This is a genomic window from Oscillospiraceae bacterium CM (assembly GCA_022870705.1).
GTDB lineage: Bacteria > Bacillota > Clostridia > Oscillospirales > Oscillospiraceae > Sporobacter.
The window spans coordinates 363,245-377,632 of the sequence record CP072107.1; the positions used below are offsets into that span (position 1 = coordinate 363,245).

A 14,388-nucleotide genomic window follows, 5' to 3' on the forward strand; every position below is an offset into this window, starting at 1 on the left:
TCCTTCGCCATTCTGGTAGTTGTATGAAAAAGTTGCTTGTTAATAAGTTATTATGAGGTAAATCATGAGTATTGGTTATGCTTGCCTGGCCGTTGGTGTACCAAACACTAGCATAAAAGGATGTCTGCTGAAAAACGCCAATGATGAAAAGCTGGCCGAATTGATTCGGCATAATTTAACGTCTCTTAAAAACATCATTGAGTATAATGATGCGAATAACGTCCGCCTTTTCCGGATCAGCTCTGATATTATCCCCTTCGGTTCAAGTCCGGCCAACGCGCTGCAATGGAGGAGCGTTTTTAAGGAAGAGATTTCCAGACTCGGGAGCCGTGTCAGAAAAGCAGGCATTCGGGTTTCAATGCATCCAGGGCAATATACTGTACTGAATTCGTCAGACAAGCAGGTGGCAGAACGTGCGGTTGATGACCTCGCTTATCATTCAGCGCTCATGGACAGTCTGGAAGTAGATTTCACCAATAAAATCATTCTACATGTTGGAGGCGCGTACGGAAACAAAAAAGAGGCAATGATGCGTTTTTCGGAACGTTATAAAGATCTGGATGATTCTATCAAACGGCGTCTAGTAATAGAAAATGACGACAAGGCCTACCATATCGGCGATGTAATGGAGCTGGGTTCACGCCTTGGGATTCCCGTCGTTTATGATAATCTTCATAATAAGGTCAATTGCTGCGACCCTTCAAAAAAAGATTACTATTGGATTTCACAGTGTTCAGCATCTTGGAAGCATGAGGCTGGCAGACAAAAAGTTCACTATTCGCAGCAGGATTTACACAAAAGCTCTGGTTCTCATTCCGAGAGTATTTCCGTAGCTGAGTTCCTGGATTTTTTTGCAGGCCTTGGCGAAAACAAACCAGATATCATGCTTGAAGTCAAGGATAAAAACCTCTCGGCAATTAAATGCATTAACTGTACGTCATATAATAACATAAAAATATTAGAGCTCGAGTGGAGTAGATATAAATACGCTGTACTTGAGAAATCGCCAAATCATTACAAAAAGATAAGGCAGCTTTTAAAGGACAAAACTTCATACCCTGCAATTGTGTTTTACCAAGCAATTGAACATGCCTATGCGCAGGAGGCCGTTACAGGAAATGGGGTCAATGCCGCATTACATGTCTGGGGTTATTTCAAGGGCATGGCAAGCACCAAAGAGAAAGAACGATTTTTTAACCTTTTGCAACTTTGTCAAAAAAGTGGCTCATCAATGGTTTCTTTGAAACGGTTTTTATTCAAGCTGGCAGATAAATATAAGCAGGAGTATTTGCTCAATTCCTATTATTTTATTTGATGTTGTCATTTGTCGCCGGGAGCAACGAAAAATGATTTCGATATAGCCGGATGGCAGCCGCACCTATCAAGACAACCATTCCTACAAGCGCAGTGGTTTGCAGCGGAGCGAATTCTCCTTTAAACCCTTCCGATGATTTCAAGAATTGATAGATACCAAAATAAGCCCATGCAATTGGCAGCGAAAAAGTAGCACTACGGTTTTTTAATTGGGCCACAATGACCAATAAGACTGCTATAATAAGTATAACAATTGCCCATACATTGTCGGCTATTCCAAATCCGTTCCAATTCATCTTGACGAGCGCCGCAGCAATATTAACGACAGTCGCAATAAACAACCAGCCAGTGTAAATTCCGAAGCTTAAAGGCAGCAGCCAACGCTTCTTTTCATGGATCTTTAGAAGCCTCTGGCAAAGCAAGGATAATGTGACGACAAATGCAAGAATGAAAAGCACAGATAACTCAACCAACACAAAGGAAAAAGAAATAATCCAAGCGATATTGAATGCACAGGAAATACAGAAAAGGGTGCTAATCTGGTCAACAGCACTCTGATAATATGGGTCATTTTTTCTGAAGATCATTACAATTATAGAGATAATGAGCAATGAATAGATTACACTCCAAATACTGAAGGTGGCAGGGCTAGGTGTTATTAGAGTAAGATACATGTCCGAAATTTGTTTTTGTGAGAGACCGTTTATTAGACCAATAGCACCTAGTGTATTGATAATCAGAGTGACTACCAAAAATATGCCATTAATCCACGCTTTTTTTGTCCTGTCCATATTAATCCTCCTTCAATGATGTTAAATAGTAATATTATTAATTTACTGACATAATAAAAACAACCTAAAATTTTATGCTTGTATTATTGCGTATTCTCCGGCATCCGGCCAAGGTTCGCATCTGATCCGGCCAGATGTCGCATGACATCCGGCCGGCAATGACCGCCGGTTTAGCATAGTGACGCTGTATTGTTTTTTGCAGTATAGCACGGTCAGTTGGCCGTGTCATCAGCGGAGTATAATTTTGCAGGATCGTCCCGCATGGTCGGACCGCCGAGCTCGAACCGGACAGAGCCGGTAACGAGTCGGTCCATAATGGCGTCGGCAATAGTCTTGTCGGCAAACGTGCCGTACCACATGCTGACTGGAAACTGTGCCGAGATGGCGATTGCCTTTTTCTGAGCCCTTCGTTCATCCACGACTTCATACAAGTCCAGGCAGGCCAGGGGCTGCAGCGTTTCAAGCCCGAAATCGTCCAGGATCAGAAGATCGGGTTTCTTCAAATCGCCGATCAGCTTTTCATAGCTTCCGTCGCCGCGCCCGACAGACAGGTTCAGGAGCAGCCTGCTCATTTTGTAACAGCGGACGGTCATGCCCGCCCGGCAGGCTTCCCGCCCAAAGGCGCTGACCAGATAGGTCTTTCCCGTTCCGGTAGGTCCGGTAACCAACAGGTTCCGCCCTTCCCGTATCCATTGCAGATCCGAAAGCCGCGCCACTTTATTCTTATCCAGCATTCGCTCCGGCTTGTAGGAAAGGTCGGAGAGCGTCGCCGAAGTATCGCGGAGGTTCGCTGTGTGAAGCAGCCGTTTTAACCGGGCGTTCTGCCGGGACAGCCACTGCGCATCCACAATCATAGCGAGGCGTTCTTCGAAGCTCAGCTCATTCATCGCGCCGGTTTCGAGCTGGCGGCGGTATTCGGCAACCATAGCTGCCTGCTTCATGGCCTGAAGCTTCTCCAGAGTCTGATTGATCATTTTCTCACCCCCTCTCACTGCCACACGTTGCCGCGCAGATTTTCATGTTCGGGGGTTGGCTTTGCCGAGGGAACGCTGCCGGTATCCCGTCCGTTCTTCAGAATGTTCCGGATGGTGGTGTAGTTGGCGGCATGCATACCGAGCGCCATGGCACAGGCGGCTTCGAGACGCTCATTCCCGTAAGTTTGACTCATCTGGAGGATGCCCATACAGGAACGATACGCCTGTTCTTCGACGGCTTGCTGTTTCAGAAGCCTGTCTATGACGGCGGTGGTGTTTTCTCCGATCTTTTGGGCCCAGTCGGAATATCTACGACCGTCGAAACCGTTGAACTTGACCTGATGCTGGTGGTTGGGCGGCATATGTTCCAAGATGGTCACATAACGGCTTCCGGAATAGCGGTGCTCATGGGTGGCAACTCTGTCGCCGTTTTCATCGAGAATTTCAATGACATTGCCGGATATGCGCAGTGTCACCGTCTGCTTGTACAGGGTGTAGGGAACCGAGTAGTAGAAGCCGTCCCACGCCACGTGGTAGTTGTCCGGCACCCGCCGGTCAATGAACTCGGCGAACTCATAGGGCTGCGCCGGAAGAGGCCGAAGCGCCGGCTTGTCTATCTCAAGAAATACGCTCTCCCGGGAACCCTGTCTCTTTTGAAACGGTTTGGCAGCGAGCTGTCTGACCCGCTTCTTGATGGCTGCGTTGAGTTCCCGGAACGAATAGAACACCTGGCCGCGAAGCCATTCCAGCAGCCAGATCTCCAGCCAGCCCACGCCGGATTCAACAGAACCTTTGTCCCGCGGCTTGCGAATCCGGGCGGGGACGACGGCAACGGCATAGTGCTGTGCAAAACTCCAATATGCCTTGTTGATCTCCGGATCGTAATACCGGGCGCTGGTAACCGCCGTTTTGGTGTTGTCAGGGACAATAATCTTCGGCACGCCGCCATACCACCCCAAGGCATCTACATGGCCTTTGATCCACTTATCCGCCTTCTCATCCGGGAAGGCTTCCACAAACGGGTAGGAGCTGTCTCCAAGCGTCGTGATGAAGAAGTGGGCGGTAAGCAGCTCGCCCGTGGATTCATCCACTACGCAGTCCAGCGTGTCGCCGACCCAGTCCACGAAAAGCTCTCTGCCGGGCTCACGGTTGATGGACATAACCACATTCTTGCCGGCCTCGTCCTTCCAGTCCTTGTATCGGCGGCAGAATTGACTGTAGCTCATGGAGCTGGCATAATCCTGCTCCCATATGTAGCGCATGTTTTTGCGGTTGTCTCGGCTTTGGAGGACTTTGTGGATGCCTTCCCACGGCGGGTCTGGTACGCTGGATTTCTTTCCGAAAGAATCCGGATACAGCAGTTCCCGGATTTCATTGTTGGTCATGGTTGTGGCATGGTCATAGTTCAGCCCTGCCTCCGTACAGCGGTGCTGGATCTCGCCCACGGTACTCTTCCCGCATTTAACGCTTTCTGCGATCTCCCGCTGCGTGAGTCCCATCTCCCACAGCCGCAAAATCTCCATAATTCTCATTTTCTCTGTACACCTCATTACCCTGCCCCCTGTACGTTGGTTTTGTCCATTGTACAAGGCGCGGTTTTGGGTGTCACTACGCTGGCCGGATGTCATGCGAACCTTGGCCCGATGTTATGCGATTCCTGGCCGGATCACGCAAAATTACTCATATTATAATATAATTACTGGCAATTTGTAAGCCCCTCTGTACGGAAATCGTCTTACTTTTTATAGTTCTTACCCCGATTCTGCTCCGTTTGGTTAGTCTTTGGCAAAGAGGAACTATCTACCATTTTTAGTGTGATTGACCAATGCCAACCATCAACCCGAACGCCAGCAAAGCACTTAGTTGTTTCCGTGATGTTCAGAATGATTTACTGCTGCGGATTAAGGCCAATTGAAGCTCGTCGCCTACGTCCGGAAGATGTTGATCTTAATACTGGCTGTGTAAAAATACTGGAATCCAAAGGTCATAAAGACCGCATCGTCATGCTTTCGGGCTCAATACTGGAATTGTGCCGCCGGTATTCTAAAAAAGTTGGGTTGATCTATCCGGGAAGAAGATTCTTCTTCCCCAGTCCAAGCAGTCGCGGAGAGGGGATGTATTCCCAAGAGTGGATCATTCCCACCTTCAGGAAATTTTTGATTGAGGCCGGACTATATCGCCATTGCGCAGGGAACGAACCCAGACTTTATGATCTCCGCCATACATTTGCCACACATCGTTTGTATCAATGGATGAAGGAAGGACAGGATGTCAATGCCTGTCTTGCTTATCTCAGCGAGTATATGGGACACAAAAATCTATCTGACACCGCCTATTACATTCATCTGGTGCCTGAATTTTTCCCACAAATGTCAGATCTTCACCTTGAAGATTACGTAGAAATGATTCCGGAGGTTGAGCGATGCTGATGAAAGACGAACGCTTTTTCAAAACAATTAAAAATTTTCTTGAGATATATTTACTCAAACAAAAAAACTACAGCAAAAATACGCAAAAATCCTATCGGGAATCATTGAGTCTCCTGCTTCAATATTTTAAGGAAGAACTTGGCCTTGGGTATGCTCAGATAGGTTTCGATGATCTGACTTATACAAATGTCTGCGGCTTTTTGGATTGGCTCACAGTTTCGCGGGAATGCTCACCTCAAACTGTAAATCTGCGCTTGATGGCGATCCGCTCTTTTGCGAAATATTCAAGCATTGTCGATCCGGCAAAGGTCTATTTCCAGGTCGAGTTAGCAAACGTACCCGTTAAAAAAGCCCACGGTAAGGTAGTGGAATTCATGAGTTTGCCTGCTCTCGAAGCATTATTTCTGCAACCTAACACTAAGAATACAACAGGTTTTCGGGATTTTTGTTTTATGATTTTAATGTATGACGTTGCCGCACGGTGTCAGGAACTGTTGGATTTGCGGATTGGCGATTTGGAATTGCAGCAAAATACCCCGTCTGTTTATCTTACAGGTAAAGGGACTAAAATGCGAAAACTACCAATTTCGACCAAAGTTGCTGGGCACCTGAAGAATTACCTTAATACAGCTCATCCTGCAATATCAAGGAAAGATGAGGATTTTCTGTTCTACACAATTTCTCATGGCCACAGAAACAAAATGTCTTCGGATGCCGTTTCTCTGTTTATGCGTAAATACGGAGAGACCGGTAAAAAAATGTGCTCAGAGATTCCGGATAGAGTTCACCCACACCAGCTACGCCATTCCAGAGCGATGCACTTGTATCGGGGCGGCATGCCTTTGGTTTTACTTTCTGAGTTTCTCGGACATGCCGATGTAAACACTACTCGGATCTATGCCTGGGCCGATACTGAAATGAAAAGGCAAGCCATACAAAAAATTACGGATAAATGTGAAGCCAATGCTACAATCGAGCCGATTTGGGAAAATGACGAGCAGATGATCAAGCGTTTGTATGGTCTTGCATAGTCTGTTGAAACAATATGATTCAGTCCAAAAGTGGCCGAGTCGGCATTAGCCTACCCGACCACTTTTAATATTATTATCTGGAGGTTTTATAATGACAACGGAAAAACACATACTTGATTCTCAACAAGTAGCTCCGCCCTTACCTGACAACATCGGGATAAGTCAACCCTCGGGATTAGACCGCTTATCCGGACATCCAGATAAGCGGTCGGTCGCAGTCAGGGTGTATGCGATGTCCTCCTGACAACCGAGACCGTTGCCGCCGTTTTTGACCTGCCTGTCGATGATGTTGCCGGCGATGCAGAAGTTGTCCGGCTCCTGACTGACGAGCGGCACATTGTTTCCACCTGTGCCGTATCGGGCCGACATGGTCGGAGCGACATCATGAGGTCCGGTGTAGCGGCTGTCGATGCCGTGATTTTCAAAGACGAGTGGCTGGTGACCATGCTCCTGTGCCCGCAGCGTTCCTGTTTTATCCTCGGTGCAGGACATTTGTGCTCCGCCCTGATCCATCAGACACATGATGGACGGCACCATGTTGGAGCCGCTTTCCGCAGCCTTGAGCGTCGGCGCGATTTCCTCTTGATACCCAATGCCTCCCGCCGCTGCACCCTGACCTGCGGAGAAGCCTGCCGCAAATACCAGACCTGCGGGATTTCTCCCGCCGCCACCGTCTGCTCCGGCCAGCGTCGGCGCTTTGCTCTCCGGGGTGAAGATGCGCTCCTGCTGAGTGTCCCACGGGGTCAGGCATCCTTCTACAGCAAAGGTCTGCTGCTTCATCCCCGGCTGAGCGCCCAAGGCACCGGCAATGTCATGGAGATCCCGCACCTCATCACGCTGGTTGGCGGCAAAGGCAACCGGGGCAATGACGCCGTTTCGCCCTGTCGACATCCCGCAGTTCACACCAAGAGTGGAAGAGACTTCGCTTGTGAGGTTGCCTTTGTATCCGTCAAATCCGGTCGGCTCATCTGTTCCGATATCTTCTTCTGTGACTCGCGCTTGTATCTCCAATGCCGTCTTGAGCTGCTCCGGCAGCTCCTTGCCGCGCTCACGGGCCCGGCGCAGGATTCCCAGACAGGCTGTCTTGGTCAAATAGTATTTTCTCTGCGGCGAGGCCTCCAAAATCTGCGACAAGAAAGATTCTTTTTCTTCTCTGGGCGACACCCCAGTGTTGAGCATCAAGGCATCGCCACGCCAGGGAGAAAGCATCTCCCAATATGATTCGCCCAGCAGATTCCCAGCTCCCGGCGTCAGGTCGAGGGACATATACGCCTGGTACTTTAATTCGGACGATTTCCTCGAGGACGATGCGGAAGTCCTCGCCCTTTGGCACCCCGCTGGAGAAGGCTCCGGGGACGTTTTCCCAGACCATAAATCTGGGTCGAACAGACTGACCTGTTCGACCTCGTTGTATGTCTGCATCTCTCATCTCCTTTACGATGCGGCATTGCTCCATAAAGAGGCCGGATCGCGCACCGGCAAGTCCTGCTCTGGCTCCGGCTACGGATAAGTCCTGGCACGGGCTTCCGCCGCAAATGATGTCTACGGGTGGCAGTATTGCTCCGTCCAACTTCGTGATATCCCCGACATGAACCATGTCAGGGAATCGCACTTGTGTTACCTCGATGGGAAAGGCTTCGATTTCACTCGCCCACAAGGGTATTATTCCGTTGCGTACCGCAGCCAAGGGAAACCCTCCGATCCCATCGAAAAGGCTTCCCATCGTCAGCATAGCTTACAAACGCATGGAGCAGAAGGGATGCCTTCCCGCAAACGGCCTTTCTCTTTCTGCCATACTCTGTGTCTGCACATATCTTGTGGGAATGCCGAGCAGTCGCGCTTCGTCAATCTCGCCCTGCATCCCCTCGGAGATGGTTTCACCGAACACCCACAGCTCGTCGCACTTGGAAAGAGCTTCCTGCCCCATAGTTAGGCCGAGCTGTCTGTCGGCGGGGTTACCCTCGTCCAGCACCTGCGAGTAGAGCAGATGGGGCGCAAAAAAAGCGTGCCCTTCGCTCATCACGAACCGGCACGCTTCCTTGGCAAATTCCGTATTGACTTCAACGTCCCCGGCGTAGGGGGACGCTATATAAATGAGTTTCATATTGCCTCCGTTTCTTTACTTTGGTGCGGCCTGCACGATGGTGCGCGTCGTGTTGACCGCCGCCTGTGCGGTGTAGACCGCGCTCATGATATTGGCGCGGGTGCTGGTGTCCAGACCGAACGCTCCGCAGATGCGCGGCACCTCTCCGGCTGAGAGCATGAGTCCAAGCCCCAGAAGGCAGTGGTCGGGTATGACCATCAGCCCCGCTACCAAAATTGTGGCTTGCAGGAAGGTGGTCAGGCACAGACCGATGATCTGTTTGCACCACTGAATGAAGCCGTCCATATAGCCGCGGGGAACGCTGAACATATACAGAGAGCCCACCGAGATCTGGATGAGCAGGATGCCGCCGCGCTTGAGGTTTGAAAAGAACACCTTGATCACGGCGTAGCCCATCATAATGATGATGAACAGCAGCAGGATCGGGCTTGTGATCGCACCGAGCCCACCGAACACTCCGGCGCTGAGCGCTTCCTCGGCTGTTCCCGCCGTACTGAGACTGTCAATGATCTGTGTCGCCAGCGTGTCGATACCGCTACCGTAACCAGTGATGCCAGAGGTCAGACTGGTCTGCAAATTGACGGACAGTTCGAACAGCCTCACCGGGACAATGGTAAACAGATTAACCGCCATAAAGCCCTTGAGGGCATTGAGCAAAGAATCCTTGACGCTGCCTCGTCCGTTCTGGTATTCAATGCCGCATTCAAACGTCGCCACCACAAGGCCGACGCCATAGAGCGCCCATGCCAGATAAGAGAAAAACAGCACAATACTCTGTACCCAGCTCATCTCGAACAGCTCGACACCCATGTTGCCCATTTGGGCAAAGAAGTCCCCGAGAAAACCAATTATCTGCCCGTAGACCCAATCGATGATCTGATCCATGACGTCGCCGAGCAGAAAATCCCATATAAACAATTGCTAAATCACCTCTCTTTCCGCGCCTCCATTCACATCTGCTGACCACTCATCTGCAGCGCTTCTGCCTGCGTCTGTTCCAGCAGGAGCGGCTTCGTGAGCATACGCTCAATGGACTCCGAGGAGTCGAACAGCGTGAGGTGCTCATTAACATACTTGCTTTCGTGATACATGAGCACGCCGCACAGCTCGCCCATAATCTTGCAGGCGTCCAGATTGGCGGAAAGTGTCTTGATCGTGCCGACGCTGATGGAGTCGCGTCCACTTTCGTCAAACTTTCCCCGCAGACCGCAGTCGATGTAGATGCCCTCCGAGCCTCCGAAATTGACGATTGGAAGCATATCGAACTCATAGCTGCACAGCTTCTCTTTGTGCCGGTCATCCGGCAGGACATAATCGCAGATGTCGTCAAAATTGGCGAGGTCGCCGTTCTCTCTGGCGCACTGCATAACATGGTCAAAGAGCTCGCCGCCGGTCATGCGCTGGCTCTCAATATCCTGATTCAGCTTTCGCGTGTAACGCTCCATCAGGTGATCCCATTCGAAGGATGAGTAGGCGCTTTGGACGAGCTCACCGATGCTGCCGGGACTCTCCGGCAGGTTGTCTCTAAGCTGTGCCAGCCATTCCGCATCTTTCCTGTCGAGGATGTATGCCAGCAGACTCAACTCCTTTACGCCGCCCTCGACTTCTTCGGGCAAGCGGTCTGTCAGCGCCTCATTAAGTTCTTTGTCCGGCGTATCGAAATGCGCCTTCGCCTGTCCGTAGGCGAGATAGTACGAAACCGACCCTGCCATAAATTCTTCCGCATGGAGCGGCAGGGACAGTTCTCGCGTATCTCCATTGCGGGTAGTCAGTGTTATATGACTCATTCAGAGGGTCACCTCACATTCCAAGAATATCCCACACATAGAGAGGTGCGGTCAGTGTAAACACGAGGCAGGCGAACAGAATCGCAGGGCCTGACCACTCAAACTGACCATGCTTTCTGTAGTCGAAGTACGCCATACCGAGCTTGGCGAAGAAGAAAACTGCGAGGATGAGGTCAATGGCTGGAAACACCACATTGTTGACCACCTGCTTGATCTGCTCGGAAGCATCGCTCCATGTTCCCTCAATGGCTCCGGCAACATCGCCTGTAGCGAGAGCGGGTGTCGCCATGCACAGAGTGACCAGAAGGACAAGGCAGATTGCGACGATGAGCTTCTTTTTGCTTTTCATAAATTTCAAACCTTTCCTAAATAATAAAGGCCGCCGAGATACAGATTTCTCGGTGGCCTTGTTGATGCGCTTACGGTTTTGCCGGGGCGATGTGCCATTCCTCCCACAAGTTCCCCCGGATGGTGACGCTGTCGGTCATGTTCATACTGAGCATCCCCGCAGGCGTCCAGCAGTCGAGGAGCCATGTATAGGGCGTGTACGCTCCGTCAGGGAACCAGAGCGGCGTGAAATGGGTGCGGCGATTATAGGTGGAGTAGCGATTCGTCTTGAACTCAAACTCTGAGCTTCTGCCGGTGAGCGTCCTGTCCAGTAGCCGCCAATAGGTTTCGTAGCCGAACTCCGGGAAGTAAGTCACGGCGTTCTGCGCTGCAGTGGTTGCCGCAGACTGGTCGGTGCGAACTCTGGCGCTCACGCTCTGCTGTATGCCATAGCCGCTTTTGGTGGTGTTGGCAGTCGCAGTGGGAGATTTGTCGTCAGGCGTTATGCTCATGGTTGCGGTAAGACTGGCAGTATAGCTGTTATAATCAAACTCCCACCAGCCGTGATCCTCCCACCAGCCATTGTCCACCCAATGATACCAGTCGTCCCAATAGCCATCGCTGACCCTATTGCCATCCGCATCGGTATAGGATGTATCTACCCAAGAGCTGTGCCAGCACTTCTCCCATTTGGGGACCCATTCCCAATATTCATGCCACCACGGAGACCAGATGCCCCAGCTCGTCGAGGTGACCTCTGCGTTGGTCGGCATGGTGCTTGCCGAATATCCATCATTGCGGTCAGTGGCGATTGGGTTCGGCGGGTCGTTACCGTCAAGGTCGGTGATATTGCAGACTACTGTGCTTTGCGTCCAGCCTCCACCGCTTGTCGATACGCCAATGGTGATCACGCACGGCTCATCGGGCGTGTGCCATTTTACCCACGCAAGCTGGCTGTCGCCCTCCGGGTAGTACACCTCGCTCACGGTATAGGTTCTTCCTTCAATGGTAAACTGGACGCTGACGGGGTTGTCCGGGTCCGACTGACCACCGCCCACCTCCACGGAGGTGATGACGTCGGTATCCACGCGGTATTCGTAGTCAAACTCTGAGGGCACATAGGGGTCAATATCGTCACTAAATCGAACGATGCCTATACCGAGGGAAGATAGAATGTCGGAGTTGCTGACTTTCTGCGTTGTGCTGCCGCTCCATGCAGGGTATCCAAGGTCAGAAGTATCGAGAAACAGCGCAAGGGGCAGGTTTTTGTGCGTCAGCTTGCCCATCAATGCGTTCAGTTTGCCTCCCACCTGCTGGTCGTAGAGCGCAGCTTCGGTGGCAGTCATGACAAATGCCGCGCTGCGATACAGAAAAGCAGCAAGCGGTTCGATGACCAGCTTATAATCGCCGCTGATGAGATCCTCATAGGCAAAATTGGTGTAGCTGCAAATACCGCGCAAGACCTGTTCATCACAAAAATAGCTCTTGATAGCAGCAATACTTCCGGTTCCACTGTTTGTGGCGATTATTTTGGGAAGCGTCTGAGACGGAACAATATAAGTGTAGCTTCCAACGGTAGGGCTTAACCCTGTGCCAGCATTATATTCGAGTTTGCTGACTTTTCCGAAGTGAATGATGTTCGATTTATTCCATGCCAACACATACTCCGGGGGCTTAATGAGGTCAACAGATGATGAGACTGGCGTGTGGCTTTCCGCATCCACGATAGTCACCCGGACGCCGGAATCTCCATACCAGATGTTACCCTCTGAACCGTTGCCGAGGCCACCGCCGCCCGTATCAATGTTCGGGTCGCCGGTGGCAAAAGCAGGAACGGTCAAACACAGCAGCATCACGACACAGAGGATGGCTGATAGTATTCGTTTCAATAGAACACCTCCTTAGAGTGCAGAAGGAGCGCAGCCTCTCGACTGCGCTCCCAAGTAGTTGCTTTTCTGGTTTTAGTCCATGATGCCGACTTTGTTGCCATTCTCATATATTGAGTCATCTTGGATTGCCGTACCCTCGCCGCTGCTTTCAATATATCCGAAGCCGGGTACATACACAGCACCGCTTGCATTCGTGCTGCCGCCCTGCGGGTCGGACGGAGTGGTCACTGTTGTCTGCTCCGGTGCGTAGGTGGGTGGCGTTTCGGTGTTGCGCTCCGACTCCGGCACATCCTCGTCGCCGTGGTCGTCCTCGACAGGCGTTGGATTCTCCGGTGCGTCGGGCTTGACCGGCGCTGCCTGAATGGTCTGCTCGGTGCCCTCGCTGTCGGCTCCGGCCGCAGGATCGGTCACTGGATTTCCGGTGTTGATCTGTACATTCACGCCAGAGCTATCCGGCGTATCGATATTTACCACGGGGTCGGTGCTTGTGGCGGTATCACCATTCAGCTCAGGGTCGGTGGCCGTCGGTGAGGCGAATCGCCCTGCTATCGTTATCGCCAGCGCCACGCAGACCAATACGCCCAGCACGATGAGCCATGTGCGTTTTGTCTTATCTTTCATAGAGTTTTTGCCTCCTTTTCTTATCTCTGTGGATATCCCTCTAATTCGCACCCTACCACAGAAGGGTGCGGAAGTCTATTGGAAAAGCAAAGAATTATTAGAACTTTGGGATATATTTTGCCTGTACCTTGAGCAGCATCCGAACAGGCGGCAAAACTGTTCCCGCAAAGCCGGACGGCACCTCCAGCACCAGCGTTGCGTCCGCCAGATAGCCCTCGCTCTCCCCGCTGGCAAGACCGTTGTTGGAGAGCGTCACCGACAGGTTGGATATGGTGTACTCCAGCTCGTCGCCGGCGTAGCTGCAATAGCTGTCGCTGCCGTTGGCTGTCAGGCCGAGCGTTACGGCAAGCTGCGCGTAGATGTTTCCGGTATCAATGGTTTCCTCCCACGACTCGTCATCGGTCGGCGAGTATCCCGCTGCGTAGCCCTCCCGGACGGCGTGGTAGACGTCGTCATAATTGTCGTTGACGGTGCTGATGACCGACTGCTGCACGGCGTCCCGAACGCCCTGTGCAATAATGGTCACCCGAAAGTATTCGGAAATGCCGCAGATGATGAGCAGAAGGCAGAGTGTGACAGCGATGGTCAGAGGGAACCCATCGCCGCGCTTGCCTTTCAGAAGAAAGTGCTTGTTGTTTTTGGATTCCGACTGCTTTTTTGTTGGCCTCTGGATGGCTTTCTTGGTACACTTGGCGATGCGGAGTGGGTACGGCATGATCTTGCTCATTTCCAATACACCTCGCTTTTGCCTGTCGCCTGTGCCACCAGTTCCACTGGGAAGGAGCCGAGCCCGCCGAAGCCGATGTCCATCGTGATTCTACAAGTGACGGTTACTTCCTCGTTGAGCTGGATGCGTCCGGTCCTGGACCATGAGACCTGCGGAGAGATCCCAAGGCGTTCCGAAAGGATAGAGGCACGGGTGCTGGTGGCGCTGCCGACCTGACCGGCGATCTCCGCCTCCCGCACCAGTTCTGTTGCATAGGTGTCGAGATTGTGCTTGGCAATGTAAACCGGCATCACCTTCACGGCAAGACCAATCACCAGCATGGCACAGAGGATCAGCACGACCACGTCGATATACCCTTCGCCGGGTTTCCCGGCTTTCAGTTTCTTCAGCACAG

The 14,388-nt window shown here is 51.5% G+C and carries 15 protein-coding genes and 1 pseudogene; 3 read left to right on the forward strand and 13 right to left on the reverse strand.

All coding sequences use genetic code 11. From position 1 onward, the window contains the following. Positions 1-64: 64 nt before the first annotated feature. The gene (gene uvsE, locus IZU99_01880; GenBank protein ID UOO38042.1) at positions 65-1,315 is read left to right on the forward strand and encodes a UV DNA damage repair endonuclease UvsE; all 1,251 of its coding nucleotides are present in this window, start codon (positions 65-67) and stop codon (positions 1,313-1,315) included. Here the strand turns inward: uvsE and IZU99_01885 are convergent. The 3 genes from IZU99_01885 to istA form a co-directional block, all read right to left on the reverse strand. After that, on the reverse strand, positions 1,308-2,105 hold the full coding sequence (locus tag IZU99_01885) for a tryptophan-rich sensory protein (GenBank protein ID UOO38043.1): 798 nt from the start codon (positions 2,103-2,105) through the stop codon (positions 1,308-1,310). The genes uvsE and IZU99_01885 overlap by 8 nt on opposite strands. A 212-nt stretch (positions 2,106-2,317) precedes the next feature. Then, on the reverse strand, positions 2,318-3,079 hold the full coding sequence (locus IZU99_01890; protein UOO38044.1) for an ATP-binding protein: 762 nt from the start codon (positions 3,077-3,079) through the stop codon (positions 2,318-2,320). A gap of 14 nt (positions 3,080-3,093) precedes the next feature. After that, positions 3,094-4,629, reverse strand: a complete 1,536-nt coding sequence (istA, locus tag IZU99_01895) for an IS21 family transposase (GenBank protein ID UOO38045.1) — start codon at positions 4,627-4,629, stop codon at positions 3,094-3,096. A 264-nt stretch (positions 4,630-4,893) separates the two neighbouring features. Here istA and IZU99_01900 point away from each other — a divergent pair, with 264 nt between their 5' ends. Both IZU99_01900 and IZU99_01905 read left to right on the forward strand, forming a co-directional pair. Beyond that, the gene (locus IZU99_01900) at positions 4,894-5,508 is read left to right on the forward strand and encodes a tyrosine-type recombinase/integrase (GenBank protein UOO38046.1); all 615 of its coding nucleotides are present in this window, start codon (positions 4,894-4,896) and stop codon (positions 5,506-5,508) included. Continuing rightward, a complete protein-coding gene (locus IZU99_01905; protein ID UOO38047.1) occupies positions 5,502-6,539 on the forward strand; it encodes a tyrosine-type recombinase/integrase in 1,038 nt (345 codons plus the stop codon). Before IZU99_01900 ends, IZU99_01905 begins: the two co-directional genes overlap by 7 nt. 204 nt (positions 6,540-6,743) lie before the next feature. On the opposite strand, the pseudogene IZU99_01910 reads toward IZU99_01905, so the two are convergent. The 10 genes and pseudogenes from IZU99_01910 to IZU99_01955 form a co-directional block, all read right to left on the reverse strand. Next, a pseudogene (locus IZU99_01910) lies at positions 6,744-7,400 on the reverse strand (cytosine methyltransferase). A gap of 187 nt (positions 7,401-7,587) precedes the next feature. Beyond that, a complete protein-coding gene (locus tag IZU99_01915) occupies positions 7,588-8,262 on the reverse strand; it encodes a DNA cytosine methyltransferase (GenBank protein UOO38714.1) in 675 nt (224 codons plus the stop codon). A gap of 12 nt (positions 8,263-8,274) precedes the next feature. Further along, on the reverse strand, positions 8,275-8,643 hold the full coding sequence (locus IZU99_01920) for a DUF4406 domain-containing protein (GenBank protein UOO38048.1): 369 nt from the start codon (positions 8,641-8,643) through the stop codon (positions 8,275-8,277). 15 nt (positions 8,644-8,658) lie between these two features. Beyond that, positions 8,659-9,561, reverse strand: coding sequence for a hypothetical protein (locus tag IZU99_01925; protein ID UOO38049.1), 903 nt, complete (start codon positions 9,559-9,561; stop codon positions 8,659-8,661). 32 nt (positions 9,562-9,593) lie between these two features. After that, complete coding sequence (locus IZU99_01930; protein ID UOO38050.1) at positions 9,594-10,430, reverse strand: hypothetical protein; 837 nt, start codon at positions 10,428-10,430, stop codon at positions 9,594-9,596. 13 nt (positions 10,431-10,443) lie between these two features. After that, on the reverse strand, positions 10,444-10,779 hold the full coding sequence (locus IZU99_01935) for a DUF3852 domain-containing protein (GenBank protein UOO38051.1): 336 nt from the start codon (positions 10,777-10,779) through the stop codon (positions 10,444-10,446). A gap of 70 nt (positions 10,780-10,849) precedes the next feature. After that, on the reverse strand, positions 10,850-12,646 hold the full coding sequence (locus IZU99_01940) for a hypothetical protein (GenBank protein ID UOO38052.1): 1,797 nt from the start codon (positions 12,644-12,646) through the stop codon (positions 10,850-10,852). 72 nt (positions 12,647-12,718) lie between these two features. Further along, positions 12,719-13,267 carry a hypothetical protein gene (locus tag IZU99_01945; protein ID UOO38053.1) on the reverse strand — a complete coding sequence of 183 codons (549 nt, stop codon included), beginning with the start codon at positions 13,265-13,267 and terminating at the stop codon, positions 12,719-12,721. Positions 13,268-13,364: 97 nt separating this feature from the next. Next, positions 13,365-13,940, reverse strand: a complete 576-nt coding sequence (locus tag IZU99_01950; protein ID UOO38715.1) for a hypothetical protein — start codon at positions 13,938-13,940, stop codon at positions 13,365-13,367. A 50-nt stretch (positions 13,941-13,990) separates the two neighbouring features. After that, entirely contained in the window at positions 13,991-14,386 is a 396-nt protein-coding gene (locus IZU99_01955; protein UOO38054.1) for a DUF4320 family protein, read from the reverse strand. Positions 14,387-14,388 lie beyond the last annotated feature (2 nt).

Coding starts and splice junctions, on each gene's coding strand:
- IZU99_01920 (UOO38048.1), bottom strand. CDS start 8,643: ATGAAACTCATTTATATAGCGTCCCCCTACGCCGGGGACGTTGAAGTC.
- IZU99_01890 (UOO38044.1), bottom strand. CDS start 3,079: ATGATCAATCAGACTCTGGAGAAGCTTCAGGCCATGAAGCAGGCAGCT.
- IZU99_01945 (UOO38053.1), bottom strand. CDS start 13,267: ATGAAAGATAAGACAAAACGCACATGGCTCATCGTGCTGGGCGTATTG.
- IZU99_01905 (UOO38047.1), top strand. CDS start 5,502: ATGCTGATGAAAGACGAACGCTTTTTCAAAACAATTAAAAATTTTCTT.
- IZU99_01935 (UOO38051.1), bottom strand. CDS start 10,779: ATGAAAAGCAAAAAGAAGCTCATCGTCGCAATCTGCCTTGTCCTTCTG.
- IZU99_01915 (UOO38714.1), bottom strand. CDS start 8,262: ATGGGAAGCCTTTTCGATGGGATCGGAGGGTTTCCCTTGGCTGCGGTA.
- uvsE (UOO38042.1), top strand. CDS start 65: ATGAGTATTGGTTATGCTTGCCTGGCCGTTGGTGTACCAAACACTAGC.
- IZU99_01885 (UOO38043.1), bottom strand. CDS start 2,105: ATGGACAGGACAAAAAAAGCGTGGATTAATGGCATATTTTTGGTAGTC.
- IZU99_01930 (UOO38050.1), bottom strand. CDS start 10,430: ATGAGTCATATAACACTGACTACCCGCAATGGAGATACGCGAGAACTG.
- istA (UOO38045.1), bottom strand. CDS start 4,629: ATGAGGTGTACAGAGAAAATGAGAATTATGGAGATTTTGCGGCTGTGG.